Source organism: Pseudanabaena sp. FACHB-1998, assembly GCF_014696355.1.
Classification (GTDB): Bacteria; Cyanobacteriota; Cyanobacteriia; order Pseudanabaenales; family Pseudanabaenaceae; genus Pseudanabaena.
This window is the reverse complement of record NZ_JACJQA010000033.1, coordinates 50,506-72,803: the sequence shown is the minus strand read 5'-3', so window position 1 is coordinate 72,803 and position 22,298 is coordinate 50,506. Positions and strand designations below refer to the sequence as shown.

The 22,298-nt window shown below is 41.8% G+C and carries 19 protein-coding genes; 10 read left to right on the top strand and 9 right to left on the bottom strand.

The annotated features are described in order from the left end of the window. The first annotated feature begins 23 nt into the window (after positions 1 to 23). Positions 24 to 1,388, top strand: coding sequence for a TldD/PmbA family protein (locus H6F42_RS14190; protein ID WP_190400022.1), 1,365 nt, complete (start codon positions 24 to 26; stop codon positions 1,386 to 1,388). Between the two features lie 27 nt (positions 1,389 to 1,415). On the opposite strand, the gene H6F42_RS14185 is transcribed toward H6F42_RS14190, so the two are convergent. From H6F42_RS14185 to rpsT, 4 genes are all read right to left on the bottom strand, one after another. Then, positions 1,416 to 2,678 (bottom strand): MFS transporter, encoded by a 1,263-nt coding sequence (locus tag H6F42_RS14185; RefSeq protein ID WP_190400021.1) that lies wholly within the window; start codon positions 2,676 to 2,678, stop codon positions 1,416 to 1,418. Between the two features lie 244 nt (positions 2,679 to 2,922). Further along, complete coding sequence (locus tag H6F42_RS14180; RefSeq protein ID WP_190400020.1) at positions 2,923 to 4,440, bottom strand: DEAD/DEAH box helicase; 1,518 nt, start codon at positions 4,438 to 4,440, stop codon at positions 2,923 to 2,925. 343 nt (positions 4,441 to 4,783) lie between these two features. Further along, the gene (locus H6F42_RS14175; protein ID WP_190400019.1) at positions 4,784 to 5,017 is read right to left on the bottom strand and encodes a hypothetical protein; all 234 of its coding nucleotides are present in this window, start codon (positions 5,015 to 5,017) and stop codon (positions 4,784 to 4,786) included. Positions 5,018 to 5,334: 317 nt separating this feature from the next. Then, entirely contained in the window at positions 5,335 to 5,628 is a 294-nt protein-coding gene (rpsT, locus tag H6F42_RS14170) for a 30S ribosomal protein S20 (protein WP_190400018.1), read from the bottom strand. A gap of 124 nt (positions 5,629 to 5,752) precedes the next feature. On the opposite strand from rpsT, the gene H6F42_RS14165 reads away from it, so the two are divergent. Next, entirely contained in the window at positions 5,753 to 7,327 is a 1,575-nt protein-coding gene (locus tag H6F42_RS14165) for a nucleoside transporter C-terminal domain-containing protein (protein WP_190400017.1), read from the top strand. A 91-nt stretch (positions 7,328 to 7,418) separates the two neighbouring features. Here the strand turns inward: H6F42_RS14165 and H6F42_RS14160 are convergent, their stop codons facing one another. Beyond that, entirely contained in the window at positions 7,419 to 7,715 is a 297-nt protein-coding gene (locus H6F42_RS14160) for a DUF6825 family protein (protein WP_190400016.1), read from the bottom strand. 417 nt (positions 7,716 to 8,132) lie between these two features. Continuing rightward, positions 8,133 to 9,086 carry an NmrA family NAD(P)-binding protein gene (locus H6F42_RS14155; RefSeq protein ID WP_190400015.1) on the bottom strand — a complete coding sequence of 318 codons (954 nt, stop codon included), beginning with the start codon at positions 9,084 to 9,086 and terminating at the stop codon, positions 8,133 to 8,135. Positions 9,087 to 9,396: 310 nt separating this feature from the next. Here H6F42_RS14155 and H6F42_RS14150 point away from each other — a divergent pair, with 310 nt between their 5' ends. Further along, positions 9,397 to 9,570, top strand: coding sequence for a hypothetical protein (locus H6F42_RS14150; protein ID WP_190400014.1), 174 nt, complete (start codon positions 9,397 to 9,399; stop codon positions 9,568 to 9,570). A 137-nt stretch (positions 9,571 to 9,707) separates the two neighbouring features. Next, positions 9,708 to 9,962 (top strand): YciI family protein, encoded by a 255-nt coding sequence (locus H6F42_RS14145; protein WP_190400204.1) that lies wholly within the window; start codon positions 9,708 to 9,710, stop codon positions 9,960 to 9,962. Between the two features lie 53 nt (positions 9,963 to 10,015). Here H6F42_RS14145 and H6F42_RS14140 read toward each other — a convergent pair whose 3' ends face one another. Further along, entirely contained in the window at positions 10,016 to 11,089 is a 1,074-nt protein-coding gene (locus tag H6F42_RS14140; RefSeq protein ID WP_190400013.1) for an AI-2E family transporter, read from the bottom strand. 97 nt (positions 11,090 to 11,186) lie between these two features. Here H6F42_RS14140 and H6F42_RS14135 point away from each other — a divergent pair, with 97 nt between their 5' ends. From H6F42_RS14135 to H6F42_RS14125, 3 genes are all read left to right on the top strand, one after another. After that, a complete protein-coding gene (locus H6F42_RS14135) occupies positions 11,187 to 11,966 on the top strand; it encodes an ABC transporter permease (RefSeq protein ID WP_190400012.1) in 780 nt (259 codons plus the stop codon). A 206-nt stretch (positions 11,967 to 12,172) separates the two neighbouring features. Next, the gene (gene pip / locus H6F42_RS14130) at positions 12,173 to 13,141 is read left to right on the top strand and encodes a prolyl aminopeptidase (protein WP_190400011.1); all 969 of its coding nucleotides are present in this window, start codon (positions 12,173 to 12,175) and stop codon (positions 13,139 to 13,141) included. Positions 13,142 to 13,407: 266 nt separating this feature from the next. After that, entirely contained in the window at positions 13,408 to 14,697 is a 1,290-nt protein-coding gene (locus H6F42_RS14125) for a glycosyltransferase family 4 protein (protein WP_190400010.1), read from the top strand. A 256-nt stretch (positions 14,698 to 14,953) separates the two neighbouring features. Here the strand turns inward: H6F42_RS14125 and H6F42_RS14120 are convergent, their stop codons facing one another. Further along, complete coding sequence (locus tag H6F42_RS14120; protein WP_190400009.1) at positions 14,954 to 15,349, bottom strand: YraN family protein; 396 nt, start codon at positions 15,347 to 15,349, stop codon at positions 14,954 to 14,956. A gap of 191 nt (positions 15,350 to 15,540) precedes the next feature. Between H6F42_RS14120 and H6F42_RS14115 the strand changes: the two genes are divergently transcribed. The 3 genes from H6F42_RS14115 (at position 15,541) to devC (ending at position 20,898) form a co-directional block, all read left to right on the top strand. After that, a complete protein-coding gene (locus H6F42_RS14115) occupies positions 15,541 to 16,044 on the top strand; it encodes a pentapeptide repeat-containing protein (RefSeq protein ID WP_190400008.1) in 504 nt (167 codons plus the stop codon). A 416-nt stretch (positions 16,045 to 16,460) separates the two neighbouring features. After that, positions 16,461 to 19,628, top strand: coding sequence for a SpoIIE family protein phosphatase (locus H6F42_RS14110; protein ID WP_190400007.1), 3,168 nt, complete (start codon positions 16,461 to 16,463; stop codon positions 19,626 to 19,628). A gap of 100 nt (positions 19,629 to 19,728) precedes the next feature. Beyond that, the gene (gene devC / locus H6F42_RS14105) at positions 19,729 to 20,898 is read left to right on the top strand and encodes an ABC transporter permease DevC (protein WP_190400006.1); all 1,170 of its coding nucleotides are present in this window, start codon (positions 19,729 to 19,731) and stop codon (positions 20,896 to 20,898) included. A 158-nt stretch (positions 20,899 to 21,056) separates the two neighbouring features. Here the strand turns inward: devC and tuf are convergent, their stop codons facing one another. Beyond that, entirely contained in the window at positions 21,057 to 22,289 is a 1,233-nt protein-coding gene (tuf, locus tag H6F42_RS14100; protein ID WP_190400005.1) for an elongation factor Tu, read from the bottom strand. Between the last annotated feature and the right edge of the window lie 9 nt (positions 22,290 to 22,298).

The window sequence follows — 22,298 nt, the reverse complement described above, 5'->3', positions numbered from 1 at the left end:
AAATTAAAAACGAATAAGGGTTTATGTCATCAGCGCTCAGTGTGGAAAAGTTAGTCTCCGATGCCAAAGAGACCGCCAGCAAATTAGGAATTAAAAAATTTGATATTTATGGCGCAATCATTGATGAAACCAGTGCGGAAGTCGATAGTGGCGCACCAAAACAAGTGTCTGCTTCTAATCGGGCTAGTATCACGGTAAGAGTTTGGAACAATGAAGGGACTGTCGGCGTTACTTCTACCACAAACATTGATCGCGTTGGCTTAGAACTTGCTCTCCAAAGCGCCCATGAAGCCAGTTTTTTTGGTGCTAAAGAAAATATTCCTGATTTTAGTCCCGAAGCGATCGCCAATATTCCTGATCGGGAATCTCAAACCGCACCAGCACCTGCAATCGAGCAATTAGTCGAGACTCTTTTAACAGCCGAACAAGAACTACTATCGGCTCATCCTGCGATCGTGGGAGTTCCCTATAATGGACTTTCTCAACGCGATCTCAGCCGCTTCTATCTCAATAGTGATGGCGCAATGCGAAACGAGAGCAACTCCTATAGCTCCATTTATCTCTACACCAAAACTGATCAAGAGGATAGAAAACCTCGTAGTGCGGGAGCCTATCGCGTTAGTCGTGACTTTGCGAATTTAGATGTTAAGGGCTGCGTTACGGAAACTGCGGAGAAAACGATCAGTCATTTGAACTATGAAAAAATTAAGTCTGGCAAATACTTAGTTGTCTTTTCTCCTGAAGCCTTCTTAAGTCTCATCAGTGCTTTTTCTAGCCTATTTAACGCTCAGAGCATTCTCGATAAAAACAGTCTTTCCACTCCTGAATCCATTGGCTCGCAAATTGCTTCGCCTCTCCTTGATGTGAGTGATGATGAATTACATATTGGTAATATTGGGGCATCAACCTTTGATGGGGAGGGTACGCCCACTCGTCTCACCCCCTTAATTAGCAATGGGATTTTAACTAACTTTTTGCATAGTTCTGTAACTGCAAGACGCTTGAATGCTAAACCTACTGGAAATGGGAGTGTAGGTGCTAAGGTATCCGTTAGTCCCAATTTCTTCCATATTCAACGGAGTAGTGCGGCTAATGCTTCCAACGAAAAAGTTTATGACATGGCAACCGTTGAGAATGCTCTTTTGATTGATGACCTTCAAGCTCTTCATGCAGGTGTTCAGTCTTCCCAAGGTTCATTCTCATTGCCCTTTGATGGGTGGATGATTAATAAAGGCAATCTGGTAAGCATCGAGTCGGCAACTGTTGCAGGCGATATCTTAGATTTGCTTAAGTCCATAGTTTATGTAGAACCAACCGTAAAAATTACGCCTTCAGGTGTTGCGCCTCAGATATGGGTAGAAGGTCTCTCAATTACAGGGGAAGCATAAAAAAAGCGGCGCTTTGCGCCGCTTTTTTTATGCTGGTTTTATTTGAGTTTTCAGAGCGTAGCGATCGCGAGTTTGTCCGATCGCGAACCTAAAGGACTCAGTTACCGTCTTGTTAGATTGGGTGGCAAAAATTACTAACCCCAGTAGACAAAGCCCCGTGGCGATCCCAAAAATATTGGTAATGCCGACCCAAGCAATCATTTTGCCCATGGTGGGCCCAGCGATCGCAATGCCCACATCAAAGCCAATCCATGTCATGCCAAACACATAGCCCCTTTCTTGAGGAACAGTGCGATCGGCAAGTAAAGCCACAATCGCTGGAATCACTACTCCCGAACCGATTCCTTCAGCAATGCCTGATAACAAAAATTCATAGTCGTGACTGGCAAAATAGATAATTCCCATCGATAGCGCATAGAAAACTATCCCCATAGAAATAAAAATTCCACGTCCCCATTCATCGCTCAGTCTTCCCACAGGAAAACGAATAATAAACCCTGATAAAGCGGCTGCCATATAGAATAAGCCTGCATTGAGGGTAATATTCTTTTGCTGCATGAGAATTGGCATAAAGGAGCTGAGCGTCCCAAAAGCTAACCCCACTAGCAATAAGACCGTAGATGGAACCCTAACTCGAGGATGCAAAAAGGTTTGCCAAAAGCCCGTCTTGTGAGCATTTGCAGGAGTATCTTTTTGATAATCGATCTTCCTTTCGTCAGCGATCTGCGTTGTCATGAGTAATCCCGCAAAAGCCAGCAACGAAGAGGTGATAAAGAGCGGTTGATATCCCCAAGCTTCTTGCATTAATCCGCCCAGCGCAGGGCCAAAAGCCAATCCTAAAGGATTGACTAAACTCATATAACCGATTACTTCGCCGCGTTTTTCAATAGGCGCAAGGTCAGTAATTAGCGCGCTATAACTTGAGGCAAACGCCGCAATGCTAATGCCATGAATGGCTCGAAAGAAAATTAATAGCGGGATCGAGGGCATGACGGCATAGCATAAAGGAACTAGTGCCGCCACAATCAATCCTAATCTCATGGTGTAACGTCTTCCCTTGCGATCAGAAAGTCTGCCAAGATAGGAACGACAAACTAACAACCCGATCGCAAAGGAACCCATTACAATTCCAATTTGATCAAAAGACTGCGTTAAGCTGCGGATATATAAAGGCAAAGTCGGTAACTGTGATGCTAGACTTGACCAAAAAAACAGTCCACACCAAAACACCGCAGTCAGATTTTTGCGAATAGGTGTATCAAGGGTATTAAAAGTATTTAGGGACTGCATGATCTCAACGTGATCACTATACGATCAACTGTTTCTCTCTGTTTTGAGTTGCGAAAAGCTACGAAAAATTACAACCCAAGCCACTTGATAGAATTCCTTCCGAAACTCTTTTACAAATGACTTGGGCTGGTAATAATTAATTAGGATTATCTCGTAAATTCCAGATTAATGCTATCAAGCGATCGGGTGAATTCCTTCCCAATCAAGATCTTTGCTAAGCAAAGATCTTGATTGATCGATATTTCTAGTATTTAACGGGAGCCGAAGAGCGATCGCGAGAAGGACGACGGGAATCATATCCACCACCATCACGGCTATCACGACCACCATCGCGACCACGAGAACTGTTTCCATTTTGTCCACGCTTAATTGGTCTTCCACCATAGGAACTACCATCACCGCGCTCGCGTCCACTGTCAGGTCTATGGGGTTGTTTCGCCAAGACTTGAAGAGCCGCTTGCTCTGCTTTATCAGATTGCAATTGGGTATAGGCAAGTTGCAATGCTGCCGCAGCGATCGCTTGAGGATCGTATTCCTCAACCAATTGAGAAACTAGAGGCAAGAAAGAAGCCAAACGCTCACCCGTCAAAGCCTGATGCATTTGCTCAGTAAAGCGCCCAATCCGACGTTCCTGAATCTGAGCCACATTAGGAAGAGGCTGAGGAGGTAAAGGCATACCCACTTGCTGTTCCAACTGGCGTAGCTTGTAGCGTTCCTTACCAGAAATCAAGGTAATGGCGATACCTTTTTTACCAGCTCGTCCAGTACGACCAATACGGTGAACATAACGCTCAGGATCATCAGGAATATCTAAGTTAAATACGTGAGTTAAACCATCAATATCCAATCCACGCGCTGCAATATCAGTGGCTACAACCCAACGGACTTGTTGATTGCGGAAGCGACGCAATAGAGCCTCACGTTGGGACTGAGAAAGGTTTCCGTGATATTCGTCAACACTATGTCCTGAAGCTTGAAGAATTTCAGTCAAGCGACTCGCCGAATCCTTGGTACGCACAAAGATAATTGCCGAAGTCGGAGCTTCATATTCCAAAACAGGCAATAGAGCTTCTTCCTTAGTCAAGTGATAAGGAACAAGATAAATCTGCTGATCAATACGAGTAGGCGTAGAATCTTGAGTCTCCACCTTCACGGTTACAGGAGATTTCAAGAAGTTCTTCACCAAGCGCTTGACTGCAGGAGGCATCGTTGCGGAGAAGAAAGTACTTTGCTTGGTCGAAGGAGTAGTTACCAAGATTCTTTCGACATCTTGGATGAAGCCCATATTGAGCATTTCATCCGCTTCATCCAAAACAAACCAAGATAAATTATCTAACTTTAGTTTGCCACGCTCCATCAAATCGATGACTCGACCGGGAGTTCCAACTACAACATGAACACCGCGATCGAGTTGAATCATTTGGCGATCGATCGCGGATCCACCATATACAGTCAAGATTTTTGCGCCAGGCTTTGTATTAAAGCTTCGCATCGCCTGACCGACTTGAATTGCCAACTCACGAGTAGGAGTCAAGATGAGCGCTTGTAAAGAGTCATTACTGAGATCTAAACGCTCTAAAATGGGCAAGGAGAAAGCGGCAGTTTTGCCAGTACCTGTCTGAGCTTGACCAAGTACGTCTGCTCCTGCCAGTAATTGAGGAATTGCTTGCTCTTGAATAGCAGTAGGCTCCGTAAAGCCAATGGATTCAAGCTTAGCAACTCGTGCTTCTGAAATACCGAGAGAAATAAAAGATGAGGGCATGGATGATCCTAAGATTTGCAGCAAATTTGTTCTACGAACAGTTCGCCTATTCTGCCAATCGCACGCGATAAACAATCACTAACAAAGCCGAAGGACATCTCTGCCCTAGATTTTAAGCAGTTTAAAAAGAGCTTTTTTATGAAAACCTCAGCTTCCAAAGATTAAGATTGCTTTGGATAGTCATGCAATGGGAGAAGTCAGCAAAATGAAGTTAATTATTCCTAGTATAAACCTATGTTAAAGATTGTAAACAAACTTTTCGAGGATTTATACCTATGGTATGGGTTTATTGGATTCGATAATCTAGATAGCAATTGAGTTTCAAACTAGAAATATCTAGATTTTAGTCATCAGCCAAAAGATTTTTTTTGGATTGATCTAATTCAGTCCACAGATCTTTGATCCGTTTGTAAGCTTCGCTTGGTGAAATCTTACCACCCGTTTCTAAGGCACATATAATCGAGACGCGATTAGTAAACTCTTGCAAATTAGCATTAAAGGCTAAATTTTCTGGGGAAAATTCACCCCTGTAACCAGAGATGGGGTTTATAAATCGATCTTTGTCTGAGTTAGACATAGACATTTCGCCAATAGGTGTAAACGGGACAGGCTGAGAATATATCAAAATCGCACATGGATGCAGTTGTAGGGAAAAGAGATAGTTCTGCAACCTGCCCGAATACGAAGGTAATCAACAAAGTGTTGTTAACCCCTAATCTAAATTGATCAATCTCAAATTATTACCAAACCAACCATAGCTAGTTTACACAAAATCTTAGTAATCTGGGCTAGTGCTGTTAAGTAATAACTTTTTATGACTTACGAATACTTGCTAATGATTATAGACATTAAAATTTAATAAATAAACCAATGTCGCCTTAATCGAGTTTACGCTTACTTAGCAGCAGAAACTCTTTTAAGAGCTACTGCCAGCTTAGCTTTACGGCGCGCACCTGTGTTACCGTGCAGAACTCCCCGCTTAACAGCTCGATCAATTTTGCTATAAGCAAGAGATTGCTTAGCATTAACTGATTCTAGGGCTTCAGGGGTAGGATTCGCTTTGTAAGAATCAACCGCTTCTAAATAGCTTTTGATTAGGGTCTTGACGGCTGACTTATATGATCTATTATGCAGACGGTTGCGCTCAGCGATCTGAATGCGCTTTTTTGCGGACTTGATATTTGCCACAGTTTATTCCTTTAACGAAATGACATGGTTTAAAGCATTTATCATCGTAACATTTTGATTAGATTTTGCAAGTATAAAACCAATTTACTTTTTAATCTTTGACTAATCTCTTCCTCAAACGCCAATGACCTATCTGAATTTTGTTTCTTTTTTCGGCATTTTTGGCTTGTGCTTTGTGGCTTGGATCTTTTCTGAGGATCGGCGGGTCATCCCTTGGCGCGTCATTATCTGGGGCATCGGCTTGCAATTAGTTCTAGGATTTTTTGTGTTTCAGCTACCTGCGACTAGAGAGTTGTTACAGAAATTTAGTGATTTGCTGAATGTTTTATTTGACTCGGCAGATACTGGGGCAAGGTTTGTGTTTGGGCGCTTGTTTGTACCACCAACGGGACAGGAGCCTTATGCATTGCTGCCTGTTAAGCCTGATGGTACTTGCGCCCCCGGACAGGTTTTAATCGATGATCTCACCAGTGCAGCCAATGCGGCGGTGAAGTACTGTACGACAAATCGTTTGTCCTATGTATTTGCTTTTCGGGCTTTACCTGCGGTGATTTTTTTCTCAGGGTTTATGGCTCTGCTGGAAAATCTTGGAGTGATCCAGATCATTGTGAATATTTTTGCAAAGCTGTTTTTCTGGACGATGCGTTTGAGTGGTGCAGAGGCTCTAAGTGGTTCGGCAAATATTTTCGTTGGTATTGAAGCCGCGATCGTGGTTAAGCCTTACTTACCCAAAATGACCCGCAGTGAGTTATGTGCAATTTTAGCTTGTTGTTTTGGGACGGCGGCTTCTTCGACCTTGGCCATTTATACAAGTTTTCTAAAGCCAGTTTTTCCAAATATTTTAGGACACTTAGTTTCTGCTTCGATTATTGCGATCCCCGCTTGTTTTGTACTATCGAAAATCCTTGTACCAGAAACGGAAGTCCCCTTAACTATGGGTGGAATTCCTAAGGAAGATAAGTCAGCGAAACCTAAAGATGATGGGGAATTAGAAAATGCTGGCGGCGAGGCGATGAAGCGGATGAGTCCGATGGATGCCACCATCATTGGCGCTTTGGATGGCTTGAAGATGGCGGCTTCGATCGCCGCAATTTTGATTTTGATCGTGGGCTTAGTCGATTTGATCAATCAAATTTTTGCTTCGCTTGCCACTGTCAGCGATATTTTTAAGATTATTAATTTGCCAAATATTCAAGGAGCTTTGTTTTATCCCTTGACTCTACTAACGGGAGTATCGCTAGATGACTCTTGGACAGCTTCCGTAATTATTGGGCGGCGCTTGTTGGAGACGGCGATCCCGCCCTATCAAGCCTTGGCTCAAGCTTCTAAAGAGGGTTTAATTAGCGATCGCACTGTAATTATTGTGAGCTATGCCTTGTCTGGATTTGCTCATCTTGCGTCGGTCGGTATTTTCGTTGGTGGCACGATCGCCTTGATCCCATCGCGTCGTCGTGATATTTCCGATTTAGGCTGGAAGGCTTTATTTGTCGGCACATTAGCAACCCTGATGATTGCTTGCATTGCAGGAGTATTTGATGATGGTAGCCCTAGTATTTTGGGCGAAAAGAAAAAGGTTGATCCTCCTCAGCCTAAGCCCACGGCTACCGCTTCGCCTAGTGAAGTTCCTACGCCTAGTAAATCGCCTAGTGCAACTCCCTCGCCTAGCTTGACCCCAAAAGCATCACCTTCGTTACGCTAAAACATAGAAAGCCCTCGCTATGCGAGGGCTTTCTATGTTTAGTGAGAGAAGGGCGGCGCGAAGCGCCGTTTTTCTCTTAAAAGGGATGTAATTAATCGCGATATTGTTGCAATTCGGATTTTAGTTGAGCAATTTCTGCTCGCAGATTATCAATTGTCTCTTGCAATTCATCAGGAGCAATATCGCTATCTTCCTGACTGACGGTTCCCTTTTGTTGGTCAGCTTTTTCCAGTACTGTTTCCACAAATATACGGATTTGCTCACGTTGTTCAGCATCAAACTTGCCCAATGCACTTAGGGCATCAGTAACGGTTTCTTCAATGCGATCGATTACAGCCTCAGCAGTGGCTCTACCAATAAAGAAAGCATCCAATGGTGATTTGCTCATATATATCTAAATTATTAGTTTGCGATCGTCGATTTGATGTGGCTAGCAATAGAAATTCTAAAAATGGGTTTACCATTTTTGGAATTTAAAAACCATGCTGGGTAAGTTTTTAAATTCTCTCAAGAGGGAAGATGCTCCTGAGAATTGTTATTAAGTTATGTACCTTTCTCAACTATAGCAATCCTAAAGCTTCAGTGGAAGAGAATACTCTTTAAATATAAGTAGCTAGGCATAATTAATTACAAACCAAAACCCGCAAAGTTGAGCCCCTACGGGGCTCAACTTTGCGGGTTTTGGTAATTTATTTGGCACAAGCACTTACTCTTCCAGATTAAGTAATGAATAATCAGGGGTGCGCGACTTTGCCGCGCACCCCTGATTATTCACTGGAAAGGGAGTAATTAGCTAGATTAAAGATTAAAAGGGAGCTTTGATTTTAGGTTCTTTATAATCAAGTTCTTTTAGTTTCTTGAGAATGCGGCTGAAGTAGTCCTGCATGTAGGATTCAAGAGTAGTCATGTCTTCTTCTTCTAAACCAAAAACTTTATAGGTTTCTTTCATCTCTGCGTCAAGGGGAATACCACTGGCTAAAACTTCGGCATAGGTCATACGCTCTGCAAAGCTCCAGCCCCATTCAAACCCAAGAGCAACTTTACGAACAAACCGTAGCAGCCCTAGGGGCATATTTGCGGTTCTGCGGGTGCGCCCAGACATTCTTTCGCAAAGTCTGATGATTTCGCTCGGTTGCCATGCCTTTGGCCCTGCGATCGCAAAGGCTTGACGCTCGGTTTCAGGGACACTTAAGGCTTTAATCGCAAATTTAGCGATGTCTTGAGTATTCATGTAGGCGATCGGCGAAGACTCACCTCCAATCCAAATCGTTTGATTTTCAAGAATAGGAATCGCATATTCCCCAATTAGGTTTTGGAAAAAGCCACAGGGTTTGAGGATGGTGTAGTTGAGATTGGTAGAAGCGAGAAATTTTTCGGTGCAGTATTTAATGTCCATTAGGGGGACATTGGGATATTTCTCAGCGTTAAGAATGGAGAAAAAGACAAAGCGCTGAACATTGGCGCGTTCGGCTGCTTGGATTAGAGAGACTTTGCCCTGCCAATCAACCTCTTTAATTCTTAACGAATCGGTTGCACGAGTTGTGGCTGCGTCAATAACTTCGGTGATACCTTCTAAAGCGTCATCTAAGCTTTCAGGATTGGTGAGATTGCCTGCAACTAATTCTGCGCCCCATTCTCTGAGAAAGCCTGCTTTTTTAGGATAACGAACTAGACATTTGACTTTCAGCCCCCGATCTAGTGCATGACGGGTGATTTGACGACCTAATGTACCTGTCGCACCAACGATCAGTAAGCTCATAAAATTTTTTATTAAAAGGACTTTGTAAACATATATAAATCTAACAGATATTTGGTGACATCTTTTGGTAAGCGCTATTAGCGATCGCTATATCTGGCTAGAGACAGATCAAGAGTAAAAGGAATGGTAGGGCCAAGCTTTTACTTCCACTTTTGTAAATCGGTATGAGGTTTGTGTAAATGAATATTACGAAAATACTGGCTAGCAAGAAGAATTATTGAGAATTAAGAGTGTTCATAGTTGGCTGCTGTAGGCTAGCAATCATTAAAAAATTTTCAGCCATCTTCCTAAAAGTCGGTATTTTTATAAAATGTATAATAATTCAACCAAAGATCCCTTAGTTGCAGCAGTAACAGCAGGTTTAGGCGCAGGTGCAGTTGCTTGTTTTAGTGTTAGCCAAGGTCAAAATATTTTAGTAGCGATCGGGGTAACTGCTTTTGCAACCACTGTGGCTTTGATTATTGATCGTTTGTTTTTCAATTAAATTGAATTAAAATTTACTCCGAAATCAGACAAGATTTACTCAACCTTGCTTAGCGAGGTTGAGTAAATCTTGTCTGATTGATGAATTTATATTTGTGGGATAGCTAGAAATTGAGTACCGATTTAAAAAAATTTGTCATGTGGGGCAGCTATTGCGAAAATGTCCTCGAAAAACGCACGCCCTTTCGTCAAGCCCATCTTGATAATCTAAAAACCTTACATGAGTCAGGTAGTTTGCTAACCGTGGGTCCCACACAGGATGTAACTAAAGTTTTTGCTGTTTATGTGGCTCCCGATGTGACTACTGCGAAAAAACTTGTTGAATCAGATCCCTATTGGCAAAATGGCATTTGGACTGATTACGAGATCCATGAGTGGATTCAAGTTTATTAAAAATATAAATGAAAAAGATAGTCGTGGCATTTTGCCACGACTATCTTTTTCATTTATATTTCAGTGTCGATATTTGTATCTGGGATATTAGGGTTGGGGGAAAAATGGTTAAACAAAATTCTGCAAGTACCAGCGATCGGTGGAGCGCTGATTGCACCTAGCACGCCAAAAAGCTCTGCACCAACAATAATTGATAATAAAAGTTCAAAGGGATCGAGGTTTAGATAGGGTGCAACTAGCCAAGGCTGAAGAATAAAGGCTTCGATTTGTTGCAAACTAAAGCAGATAAACATAGCGATCGCCGCTCTATTAAAATCCACACCCCATGCGGCGATAAAAATCGCGGCTAAAGCAACTAAGCCTCCTATATACGGTACTAAGTTGGCGATCGCCACCAATAATCCTAAAGCACCCGAGTAGGGGATACCAAACAGAGAGAGGGTCAAATATGTACAAAAGCCTAATAAAGTCGAAGTGCCAACCCTACCTACAACATAAGCACCTAAGCATTTAGTAATTGGGGGAATTAAGATCTCGATTTCTTTGCGAATTTTTTTGGAAAAAAGATTTAGAAACCTTCGCATCAAACTACTAGAGTTAATGACCATATAAGCGGTAATTAACAAGCTAAGAACACCAATCCCGATCGCATTAAAAATTTGGATAGTGAAGCCAAAGGTTTGACTGACAATTTCTTTGCCGAAGGTTTGAGCTTGATCGATTAACGGCTGTGTTTGCAGAACTCGGCTTAGCTGTTCCTGATTTAGATTAAATAGTCCGCCCTTGGGCAATTGAATTTGTTCTAGTAAATTTGGCAGCTTGATAAAAAACTGACCCAATTCCAAAATAATTTGTGGCGCTGGGGCGATCGCTAAAATAATCGCGAAAAACAGAAACAAGTAAATCAAGAGGATTGCGCCAACTCGATTGAGTCCGATTTCCCATTTATAGATATTGACTCGAAAGCGAGTAATTTGCTCAATTACAGGAGTGATGGCTCCAGCCAAAAATATACTAATCAATAGCAATTGCAAAGTTTGGCGCAGTCTCAAGGCAAGATAAATGGAAACCGCAATAATGAGAAAGCGCTTTAGATATTTGCTAAAACTAGACGAGCCATTAAACACTGGGAATCTGTGTGGTGAAGTTTCTGTGCTGTTTAGAGATTCTCAAACCGATGTCAGATAATTTTAATATAACAGCTAAAATCGCAGGGGTTACCACATGAACTATGGATATGAGGCGATCGCCATTGGGCGACGTATTTTACTAGAATTATTTCGTACATACCGCACTTTGCTGCTATGGGTGATTTTTCCGATTTCCATGCTTTTGCTCAATGGGTTTGTGCTAGCAGAAGGCTCGAAAATTACTACTACGGAATCTTTTAAATTAGCTGCGCCAGCATCATTAATTGGTTCAGCCTTATTTTTTAGTTGTCTGGGCGGCACAATGTCTACCATTGTCTCTGAGCGCGAAAGCCTTACCATAAAACGTTTATTAATTTCGCCGATAAATGGAGTTTCTTACTTTCTAGGAATTTTTTTCGCCTATGCCGCGATCGGAATCGGACAAACGCTAATTATCTATACGGTTGCGGCATTTTGGGAAGTTCGCTTTAGTGGACAGATCTGGGCAGGAATTTTAGTTGTTTTCGCGAGCATTGGCTCCTATGTAGGTATGGGCTTTGTCCTAGCCACCAAGTTTGCCCGCCGTGCCGAGGATGTTAACTCATTAGTGGCTGGTGTGGGTGTACCACTGTTGATGTTGGGCGGAGCTTTTTTTCCCACTACTTTTTTATCCAAAGATCTACTTCTAATTACCCAGTTTAATCCTGTGTACCACATGAGCGAAGCATTTACAGCGCTATCAACTAATAGCAAAGCCTTAAATAGCAGCGAAATGATCCTCCATCTGCGGTTTTTGATTGGCTTTTTCATGGTGGCGATCGCCTCAGGTTGGCTAGCTTATAAACGGATGTTACGGAGTGAAAGTCATTTATAAATTTGGAGCTAAATCGGCAACAAAATTTGGGTTTATTTCGTCTTTGTTGTATCGACGAAAGCATTCTTTTTAGTCTTGGTGTATTACAGCTAAATCCTGAAAAAGTTTATTTCGCAAGCCTTTTCAAAATCTAGCTCGGTTTTAAGAAAGCGCAAAGCGCTGGATTGCTTTTTTAGTTAGAATAACGATACATTTACCAAAATTTTATGCGTGAACTATATCCTGAGATTGAGCCATACCATCAGGGAATGCTTCCAGTCTCCGAACTTCACACGATTTATTTTGAAGAGTCTGGAAATCCCTATGGTAAATCAGTTATAGTTCTGCATGGTGGACCTGGCGGGGGCAGCCAGCCTCTTTATCGGCAGTATTTTAATCCTGAACTATGGCGAATTGTTCAATTTGATCAGCGTGGATGTGGAAAAAGCATTCCTAATGCTGAACTTGAAGAGAACACGACATGGCATTTAGTCGAAGATATTGAAACTTTACGAAAACATCTCAATATTGATAGTTGGGTGGTATTTGGTGGTAGCTGGGGCAGTACTTTAGCTCTTGCCTACAGTGAAACCTTTCCAGAATACTGCCTTGCGTTAATTTTGCGTGGCATTTTCATGTTGCGTTCTTTAGAACTCTCATGGTTCTATCAAGATGGCACAAGTTACATCTTCCCTGATGCTTGGGAACAATATATTATGCCGATTCCGATTGATGAGCGTAGCGATATGATATCTGCATACTATCGTCGTCTAGTGAGTCCAGATCGGAATGTGCGATCGCAGGCAGCTCGTGCATGGTCAATTTGGGAAGCCAGCACCAGCAAGCTTATTCCTGACACTAAATTAATAGAAAAGTTTGGTACGGAAGAATTTGCTGAAGCCTTTGCACGCATTGAATGCCACTATTTCGTCAACAAGGGCTTCTTTTCGTCGGAGGATCAGCTTATAAAAAATATTGATCGCATTCGCCATATCCCCACAGTAATTATTCAAGGACGCTATGACATTGTTTGTCCAATGATTACTGCATGGGAGCTACATAAGGCTTTCCCTGAAGCTGAGTTTATAGTTGTTCCTGATGCAGGTCATTCTATGACGGAGATAGGGCTTCGGAGTGCTTTAATCCAAGCAGGAGATAATTTTGCGGAGGAGGATATTGCCAAATATATCAGCTAAACGAGTCAGTCAATTGATTAAATAAACTGATTAGACATTTTAGATAATCAGGGATAGGTAACCAAAGAGACTGAATCAAATTCACGTTATAGTTATACAGATATTTATATGAATCTCATCAGACTTGTATTTTAATATACTCTTTTGCTAGTTTACATTGATGCCCTCAATCCAAATTTTTAGGGAGACAATCAAAACAAACATAACTGATACGTGGCTAGTTGTAATCACCGAGTAGATTTCAAAACAACTAATTAAGTAAAATAATGGCAGGTACAAAACACTTGAAAACTAGCATTAGTATCATTACTCAATTTTATCCACCTGATTATGCTGCTACTGGACAATTTGTATATGAATTAGCTGGGGCGTTGGTGGGAGAAGGATTTGATGTAAGTGTGTTTACGGGAATGCCAGGATATGCATTTAAACAAACTGAAGTAAAACGCCAAGAGAATATCAATGGCGTATTTGTTCGCCGTACAGGATCTATTCATTTGATGTCTAAACGCATTAGGAATAAGATTGTTGGAAGTATTTTATTTCTAATGCGTTGTGTAATTAAATTTCGTCATAAAAACATTAGAGGTTCTCATTTAGTTTTAACTTCTGCACCACCTTTTTTGGGATTAATTGGTTGGTTTTATAACAAGATTTTTGGACATACTTATAGCTGTATTATTTATGATATTTATCCTGAAGTAGCGATTAGATTAAAAGTCGTTTCTCCCGATCATTGGATTGTTAAATTTTGGGAATTCGTCAACCTTAAAGTTTGGGAAAGAGCGGATTCCCTAATTGTTTTAAGTGAGCCAATGAAGCAATTGCTAATTCAGAAAAATAATAAGCTTGCTCATAAAATTCATGTGATTCATAGCTGGGCTGATCCTAAATTCATACGTCCGATCGCTAAGTCGGATAATTGGTTTGCTAAGCAACATGATCTTACGGATTCCTTTGTAGTTTTGTATTCAGGTAATTTAGGACGCTGTCATGACAGCCAAACTATTTTTGAGTGCGCCCAACTTTTAAACAATCGTCGAGATATAAAGTTTGTCTTTATTGGTAATGGTGTGGGTTCTAAAATGATCAAAGAGGCGATCGCTTCGGGAGATTTAACTAATACCCTCCAGTTGCCATACCAAGATAAAGAGGTTTTACCTTTTTCTTTAACTGCCTGCGATCTGTCTTTAGTCAGTATTTTGCCGAATGTGGGAGACACGGTCGCGCCATCAAAAATGTATGGAATTCTTGCTGCGGGTAGACCTGTTGCGGCGATCTGTCCTGAAGGCAATTATTTAAGAGAAATAGTTGATGAGGGGGATTGTGGCAGCTATTTTAACAATGGTGATGCCCGTGGTCTCGCTGAATATATTTGTTGGCTGGTTGAGAATCCTTATATGAAAGAAAGGCTAGGTAAAAATGCTCGTAGATTGCTAGAAACTCACTACACCGTTGATAAAGCCATACCTAAATATATTGATGCTCTTGGTTTGAGAGAAAAAGCTTTATCCTATGAGGAGCCGAGTCAAACTAGTTTTTATGAATATTCATAGAAAATAAAAAGGGATTGCAAAGCCAATCCTTTTTATAGCTGTAGTCACTTCCATTAAGACAAACCCCAAGAAGCGAGTTGCGCGGCAACTCGCTTCTTGGGGTTGTGTCATAGCAATACTGGCTATAGCTTTATTTTCTCTCTTCTGAATCAAGAATTTAGCTTAGGACATAAACTCTAAAGATAAGGGCGGCGCAAACGCCGCCCCTTATCTTTAGAGTTTTAATTTAGTTTTTAAGAAGACAAAGGATTTAAAGCTATTCCTCAATAAAAGCTTGTTCGATATAAGCTTGCAAGTAAAAATTAGACTTGGGGAGATTGCTCGACTCATCCCTGCTTATAGATCGACGAACTAAAGCTACGTCGAATCTGCAAGCCAAATGAGCTAGCGGTGGATGTTTTGCTAAAAATACTGAAGCTGATTTAATAATTTTGTCTCGTTTTTGCGGCGTAATAGCTAGACTCCCATCGGCATCCCAATTGCGATCGCTACGAGTTTTCACTTCTACAAACAGCAACCATTGGCGATCGCAAGCGATTAAATCTAGTTCCCCCCACCGACAGCGCCATTGGGTTTCTAAGATCTGCCAACCATGATCTTTTAAAAGTTGAGCTACTAAAATTTCCCCGCGATCGCCCACTTGTTTTGCCATAAACTCTGGATGAGACTCAAAAATGGTTTCTTCTAAATATAGCTACAGCCCGTATAAGTAGCTGGACATAATTAAAAAAACAGAACCTAAACCCATGGCGCACGCGCAGCGTGCGCCATGGGTTTGGTGATTTTATATTTAATTTCGCCTAGCTACATATGTTAGTCTCAATAACATCCAGAAATAAGATTATGAAACTCATAAATTTCTCCTTCCGCAACCTTATATTTAGATTCATCAATATATTGCTGTGTTTAACCTTAGTGATGGTTGTGGCTAAGCCAGTTTTTGCCGACGTATATGTGAAAGCTTTTCTAGAAGGTGCAGATTTTTCTGGGCGATCGCTCCAAGGCTATCAATTTAATGAATCAGATTTACGAAGTTCATCTTTTGTAAATGCCGATGCTCAAGGTGTGAGTTTTTTTGCGGCAAATATGAAAGAAGCCAATCTAACAGGGGCAAATTTAAGCTATAGCACTCTTGATAATGCTCGACTCGATAAAGCAAATTTGACTAATGCCGTAATTGAAGGATCGTTTGCCTATGGCACTTCATTCAATGGAGTGATTATTGAAGGTGCTGACTTTACTGATGTCGATTTACGTCCACCAATCCGCCAAAAACTTTGCCAAGTAGCTAAGGGACAAAACCCAATAACAGGTAGGCTAACCCGTGAAACCCTTGAATGTGAATAAATAAATAAAATTCTGTGAATAGAATATTTTTAAGTTAATTAATTTTATGGATTTGAGAAAATCTCTAGAGTTAATTACCGCTATCTCTATCCAAAGATTAGTGGTTCAGCGCTTCGCGCCGCACCACTAATCTTTGGATAGGAAGGGAGTAGCTACTTAGAATTATTCTTCCGTCTTTTATTCGTAAATTAGAGGTAGAGTAAATCCCTAGATCTAAACAACAGCTAAAATAATTTTGCCTAAACTAAAATAAGATTTTACGTGTATTAATTTATTCGGTTTTAGGGGTTATGATTCTCTGTGTGCATAGAAACACGATTTTTGGGAATCACGCTTAACGAACGGTTTGACTATTACAAATAATTGAGATCAGTGTTGCTAATATTTGTTCTGAGGATCGCCCTGTCTATCAGTGTATGCAGTTAATTGAAACTTCCAGTGACCTTTCAAGTGGCAGATTGCTGCAAAGAAGCTTATTGCCACAAAGCTTGCCTTCTTACCCTGGGCTAGATATTGCTGCGGAAGTTTGGACGGCGGTAGATCTTGGCGGAGATTATTACCAGTTTCTGGAGCAGTCAGGAACTTTGGCAGTGGCGATCGCCGACTCTTCAGGCAAGTCTGTTGCTGGAGCTATTCATGCTGCTTTATTTAAAGGACAACTGGATGCCTATGCTCAACAGGGCAGATTGCAAAATCCTGCTTCCATGCTTAATTCCCTAAATCAGTTATTGTGCAAAAGTCGTACTGATGATGCGGTTGCACTTTGCTATGGAGCGCTCGATCTCGTTACCTATGAACTACATTTAGGTAATGCAGGTATTCCTGGTCCTTTGATTTATCGTGATGAGACCAATAGTTGTGAAGAGGTGGTTAATCCTGCGATCGCTTTGGGACGTTTTGATAGTGCCACATACCGAGCAACCTCACGTTCTCTGAAGGAAGGGGACGTAGTCATATTTTTTAGCGATGGATTATTTGAAGCTAGTAATTCCCTTGGCGAAGAATTTGGGCGTTCCAATGGTGATGATATTTCCGACTTGCGTAAAATCGTCATCCAATTAGCTGAGCAATCCGCAATCGAAATTTTACAGGGATTAAAGAAAGCTCTAGATGAATTTTCTGGCTCGGACATCCCTGACGATGATGTTTCTATAGTTGTAATCAAAGTCAAACAAAAAGTTGTTTTCTCCGAGATCCGCAACTGTCCCTATCTTGAAGCCTTACAAGCATGGGAGCGATCGGAAGAAAGTGACGAATCTTGTTTGCTACGTGGGACTCGTTTAGCCGAAGCCTTAGCTTGGGCCGAAGGGCAGCCAGACTTATCAAGAATTGATCTCAACTTTTTAGACGCATCCCAAAGGGTTAATGAACGTGAGCAGCTCATGGCAGCTCGCGCTGCCGATGCCGATCGCCTCGAAAAGTTGAGTCAGGAACTAGAAAAAAGTCTTGATTCTGAGCGCCGCCAACGAGTGATCGCCGAGATGGGCGAAATCAATGAAAAAATTGTCGCCCTTACAATTTCCTCCGAAGCTCTCTACCTTTCTAATAATCATTTAGAGGCGATGATTGCAGGCGTAATCGGCGGAGTCCAGCTCAAGCGCCTTACTACCCAAGTTGATGCTACTACTTTAGAAAATCTTCGAGCTAATACGCAAATTCGGGCTATTACCGCACTGGAACAAGTAGTTTACGGCACTCATGAATATAACCGTCTCGAAGGTCATGGATTCTGGGTTAACAAAGTTAGCTATTCCCGCGATGGTCAATTTATTGCCTCGGCTAGTAGCGATCGCACAATCAAAATATGGAATGCTTCAGGTGTATTACTCCAAACCTTAGTAGGGCATACCAACTGGGTAACTAGCGTCGCTTTTAGCCCCGATGGTAATTTGCTCGTGTCAGGTAGCCGCGACAACATGATCAAACTCTGGAGGCGCAACTCCTCGACCGATACCTTTGACTCTCAACCGAGCGCTACCCTCAAAGGTCATGATGGACCCGTGCTAGATGTTTGCTTTAGCCATGACGGAGAAATGATCGCTTCTGCGAGTGAGGATACGACGGTTAAACTATGGAAAAGTGATGGTACGGCAATTCGCACTTTGCGCGGAGGACACGATCGCTGGGTGACCTGCGTTTCTTTTCACCCTAATAGTAAGTCCCTAGTTTCAGGCAGTGCCGATCGCAATTTAATTATTTGGAATACCCTTGGTGTACCTATCAGACATCTGCGCGGGCATGATAGTTTTGTCGAAAGTGTTGCCTATGCACCTAATGGCTTAGCGATCGTTTCAGGTAGCCGCGATCGCACTGTCAAAATGTGGGGTTCCGATGGAGTTTTAATTAAAACTTTTTATGGTCATTCCGATAAGGTTTGGAGTGTCGCCTTTAGCCACGATAATCACACCATTGCCTCTAGTGGATTTGATCGCTCCATTCGCGTCTGGGACATTGAACAGGGCTTACTCTATACCTTTCAAGGACATGGAGATGTGGTTCATAGTATTGCCTTTAGTCCCGATGGCAAAAATCTTGCGTCCGCCAGTCGTGATACTACCGTAAAACTTTGGTCAATTAGAGGCACACCCCTACGAACTTTAATGGGGCATACAGATGAAATTTTCTCCGTAGCAGTTAGCCCTAATTCAAAATTCCTTGCCTCATCTTGTAAGGATAAGACTGTAAATCTCTGGAATCCTAACGGTACTCTGGAAGCTGTTTTAGAAGGGCATAATGACAAAGTTAACTGTGTTACGTTCAGCCCTGACAGTTCTACAATTTTGACAGCAGGAGCCGATGCTAGTATCAAAATGTGGCGTACTGATGGTTCTCTCATTGAGACTATCAGCGCCCATCGTGCAGAAATTTATAAAGTTGTTTACCGTTGCGATGGACAAGTATTTGCATCTTGTAGTGCTGATGGCACTGTGCGAGTCTGGAGTGCTGATGGCAAATGGTTACAAACCCTAACAGGACATGCTGCTGAAGTCTATAGTATCGATTTTAGTCCCGATGGCAGCATGTTAGCGTCGGCTAGCAAAGATAAATTAATCAACCTTTGGAGTTGGGATGGTAACCTACTTGGCACTTTAGACGGACATAGTGCTGAGGTTTATACGGTTTGTTTTAACCCTAATGGCATGATGATTGCCAGTGGCAGTATGGATCAAAGCGTAAAACTTTGGAGTATTGATGGTCAATTGATCAAAACCTTAAACGGTCACAGCGCCGAAGTAACTAGCGTTTGTTTTAGCCCCGATGGTAAATCTATCGTTTCAGCTAGCGAAGATTCCACAATTCAATTTTGGAGTGGTGACGGTACGTTATTACGAACTTTTAATGGTCATCAAGGTCCTGTAAGAAGTGTCTGCTTTAGTCCAAATGGCAAAATCTTAGTTTCCACGGGTGAAGATCGCAAAATCATCATGTGGAATCTCGATTTAGAAAATTTATTAATGCGCGGCTGTCAATGGTTACAAGAATATTTACGAACTAACATTAATGTTTCCGAAGAAGATAAGCGCACTTGTTTAGGAGGATGTGGCTGGTTGTACAAATATCTCAAATCTACACCTCCATCCTAAATATTAGCTAAGGGAGTAGCCGTGCTTGGCACTGCTACTCCCTTAGCTAATATTTAATTTTTAAAATGCGAATATTGGTTTGGGGTACACCACATTTTGTATGTTTGCGATTCCTTTAGCTTGGCTGCAACTCACTTATCAAAAAGGTCGTCTAGCGATCGCCATACTGGGCATTATGTTTGCTGTGATCTTGATTGCCATGCAGCTAGGCTTTCAAGAATCTTTATTTAAAAGTGCTGTACTACTGCATCTTAATTTGCGTAGTGATTTAATACTGATTCATCCTAGCTCTAATAATTTACTCAATCTCAGACAATTCCCCCGTCGCCGACTGTTTCAAGCTCTAGGATTTACTGGCGTAAAATCAGTACATCCCGCCTATATTGGCTTAGCCGTATGGAATGCGCCTAAACTGGGTATCAAAGAAGATATTTTAGCGATCGGTGTTTCTCCCCAAGCCAATCCCTTTCTTTTTCCAAATATTCAACCAGATTTAGACAAAACCCAACTTCCTGATGTTTTTTTGTTTGATCGTGGCTCAAGGGAAGATTTTTATGGCTCAATCGCAACTGAATACGAATCGGCGATCGCCCAAGGTAAAACCCTAACTCAAGAGTTATCTAACCGTAACATCACAATTGGTGGGCTATTTACAATGGGAGTTTCTTTTGCCGCTAACGGCACAGTCATTACCAGCGAACAAAATTTTTTAAGAATATTTCCTGACCGTCTAGTTAGCAACATTAGCTTAGGTTTAGTCCAACTAGAAAAAGGTGTAAATGTAATTGCAATCAGAGACACACTGCGATCGCATTTAGATCAAGATGTCAAAGTATTAACCAGACAGGAATTTATTGATCTAGAACTAAATTATTGGTCAGCAGCCACTCCCATTGGCTTTATCTTTGGGCTAGGCGTAGGTATGGGGTTTATTGTGGGTGTGGTCATCGTCTATCAAGTTTTATACAAAGACGTATCTGATCACCTTGCTGAATATGCAACCCTCAAAGCAATGGGTTACAGTAACATCTTTCTATTTAGATTAGTTTTACAAGAATCTTTTTTGCTGTCTCTCTGTGGATTTATCCCAGCGATGGCAATTTGTGCCATTCTCTATAGCCTGACTCAAAACGCTACAGGATTATTAATGGAATTAAACAGCGATCGGCTCTTACAACTATTTTTATTAACTATTTCTATGTGTATTATTTCTGGCACATTATCTCTTCGCAAAGTCCAAACAGCCGATCCCGCCGAAATATTTGACTAGCTCTATTAATACCCAAGGAAGAAATGGCATAGCCATTTCTTCCTTGGAAAAACCTTACTGGGTTTTCTTTTTAATCCACAAAAGTGTGACAACACTTTTGTGGATTAAAAAGAAAAAAGCCTCGCGTAGCGAGGCTTTTTTCTTAAGAAACTAAAATACTATTTGATGATCTTAGTTACAACGCCCGATCCAACGGTACGACCACCTTCACGAATAGCAAAACGCATTTCGTTTTCGATCGCGATGGGGTTAATCAACTCTACAGTCATCTTGATGCGATCGCCAGGCATAACCATTTCTGCATCGCTACCATCATCGGCAGTGAAGCTAGCAATGGTTCCAGTTACATCAGTTGTACGAACATAGAACTGAGGACGGTAGCCAGGGAAGAAAGGAGTCTTACGACCACCTTCTTTTTCGGTCAAAATGTATACTTGTCCTTCAAACTCAGTATGAGGATTGATGGACTTAGGCTTAGCTAGTACCATACCGCGCTCAATTTGATCCTTTTGGATACCACGCAACAGTAAACCTGCGTTGTCACCAGCCAGACCAACATCTAAGCTCTTCTTAAACATTTCGATACCAGTAACGGTGGTGGTACGAGTATCACCAAGTCCAACTAGTTCAACAACATCGCCAACCTTGACAGTGCCACGCTCAATCCGACCAGTAGCAACAGTACCACGACCAGTAATGGAGAATACATCTTCTACTGCCATCAAGAAGTCTTTATCGACGGCACGCTCAGGAGTAGGAATGTAGGAGTCAACGGAATCCATCAAATCCCAAATCTTATCAACCCAAGGATTTTCACCACGTTGGGTTTTAGGACTGGAAGTCATTTGCTCAACTGCTTTCAAAGCAGAACCACGGGTGATGGGAATATTGTCGCCATCAAAGTCGTAGGAAGAGAGCAATTCACGAACTTCAAGTTCAACTAGCTCAACTAGCTCATCTTCACCTTCCATTTGGTCTTCTTTGTTCAAGAAAACTACCAGTTGAGGCACACCAACCTGACGAGCAAGAAGAATATGTTCGCGAGTTTGAGGTTCGGGACCATCAGCCGCAGAAACAAGGAGGATAGCACCATCCATTTGTGCTGCCCCAGTGATCATGTTCTTAACATAGTCAGCGTGACCAGGACAGTCTACGTGAGCATAGTGACGCTGAGTTGTTTGATATTCAACGTGAGCAGTATTGATGGTAATACCGCGAGCCTTCTCTTCAGGTGCAGCATCGATTTGATCGTACGCCTTAGCAGTTGCTTGACCTGCGGCTGCAAGAGACATGGTGATTGCAGCAGTTAGAGTAGTCTTACCATGGTCAACGTGACCAATAGTACCGATATTAACGTGGGGTTTGTCTCTCTCAAATTTAGCGCGTGCCATTTTTTCGTA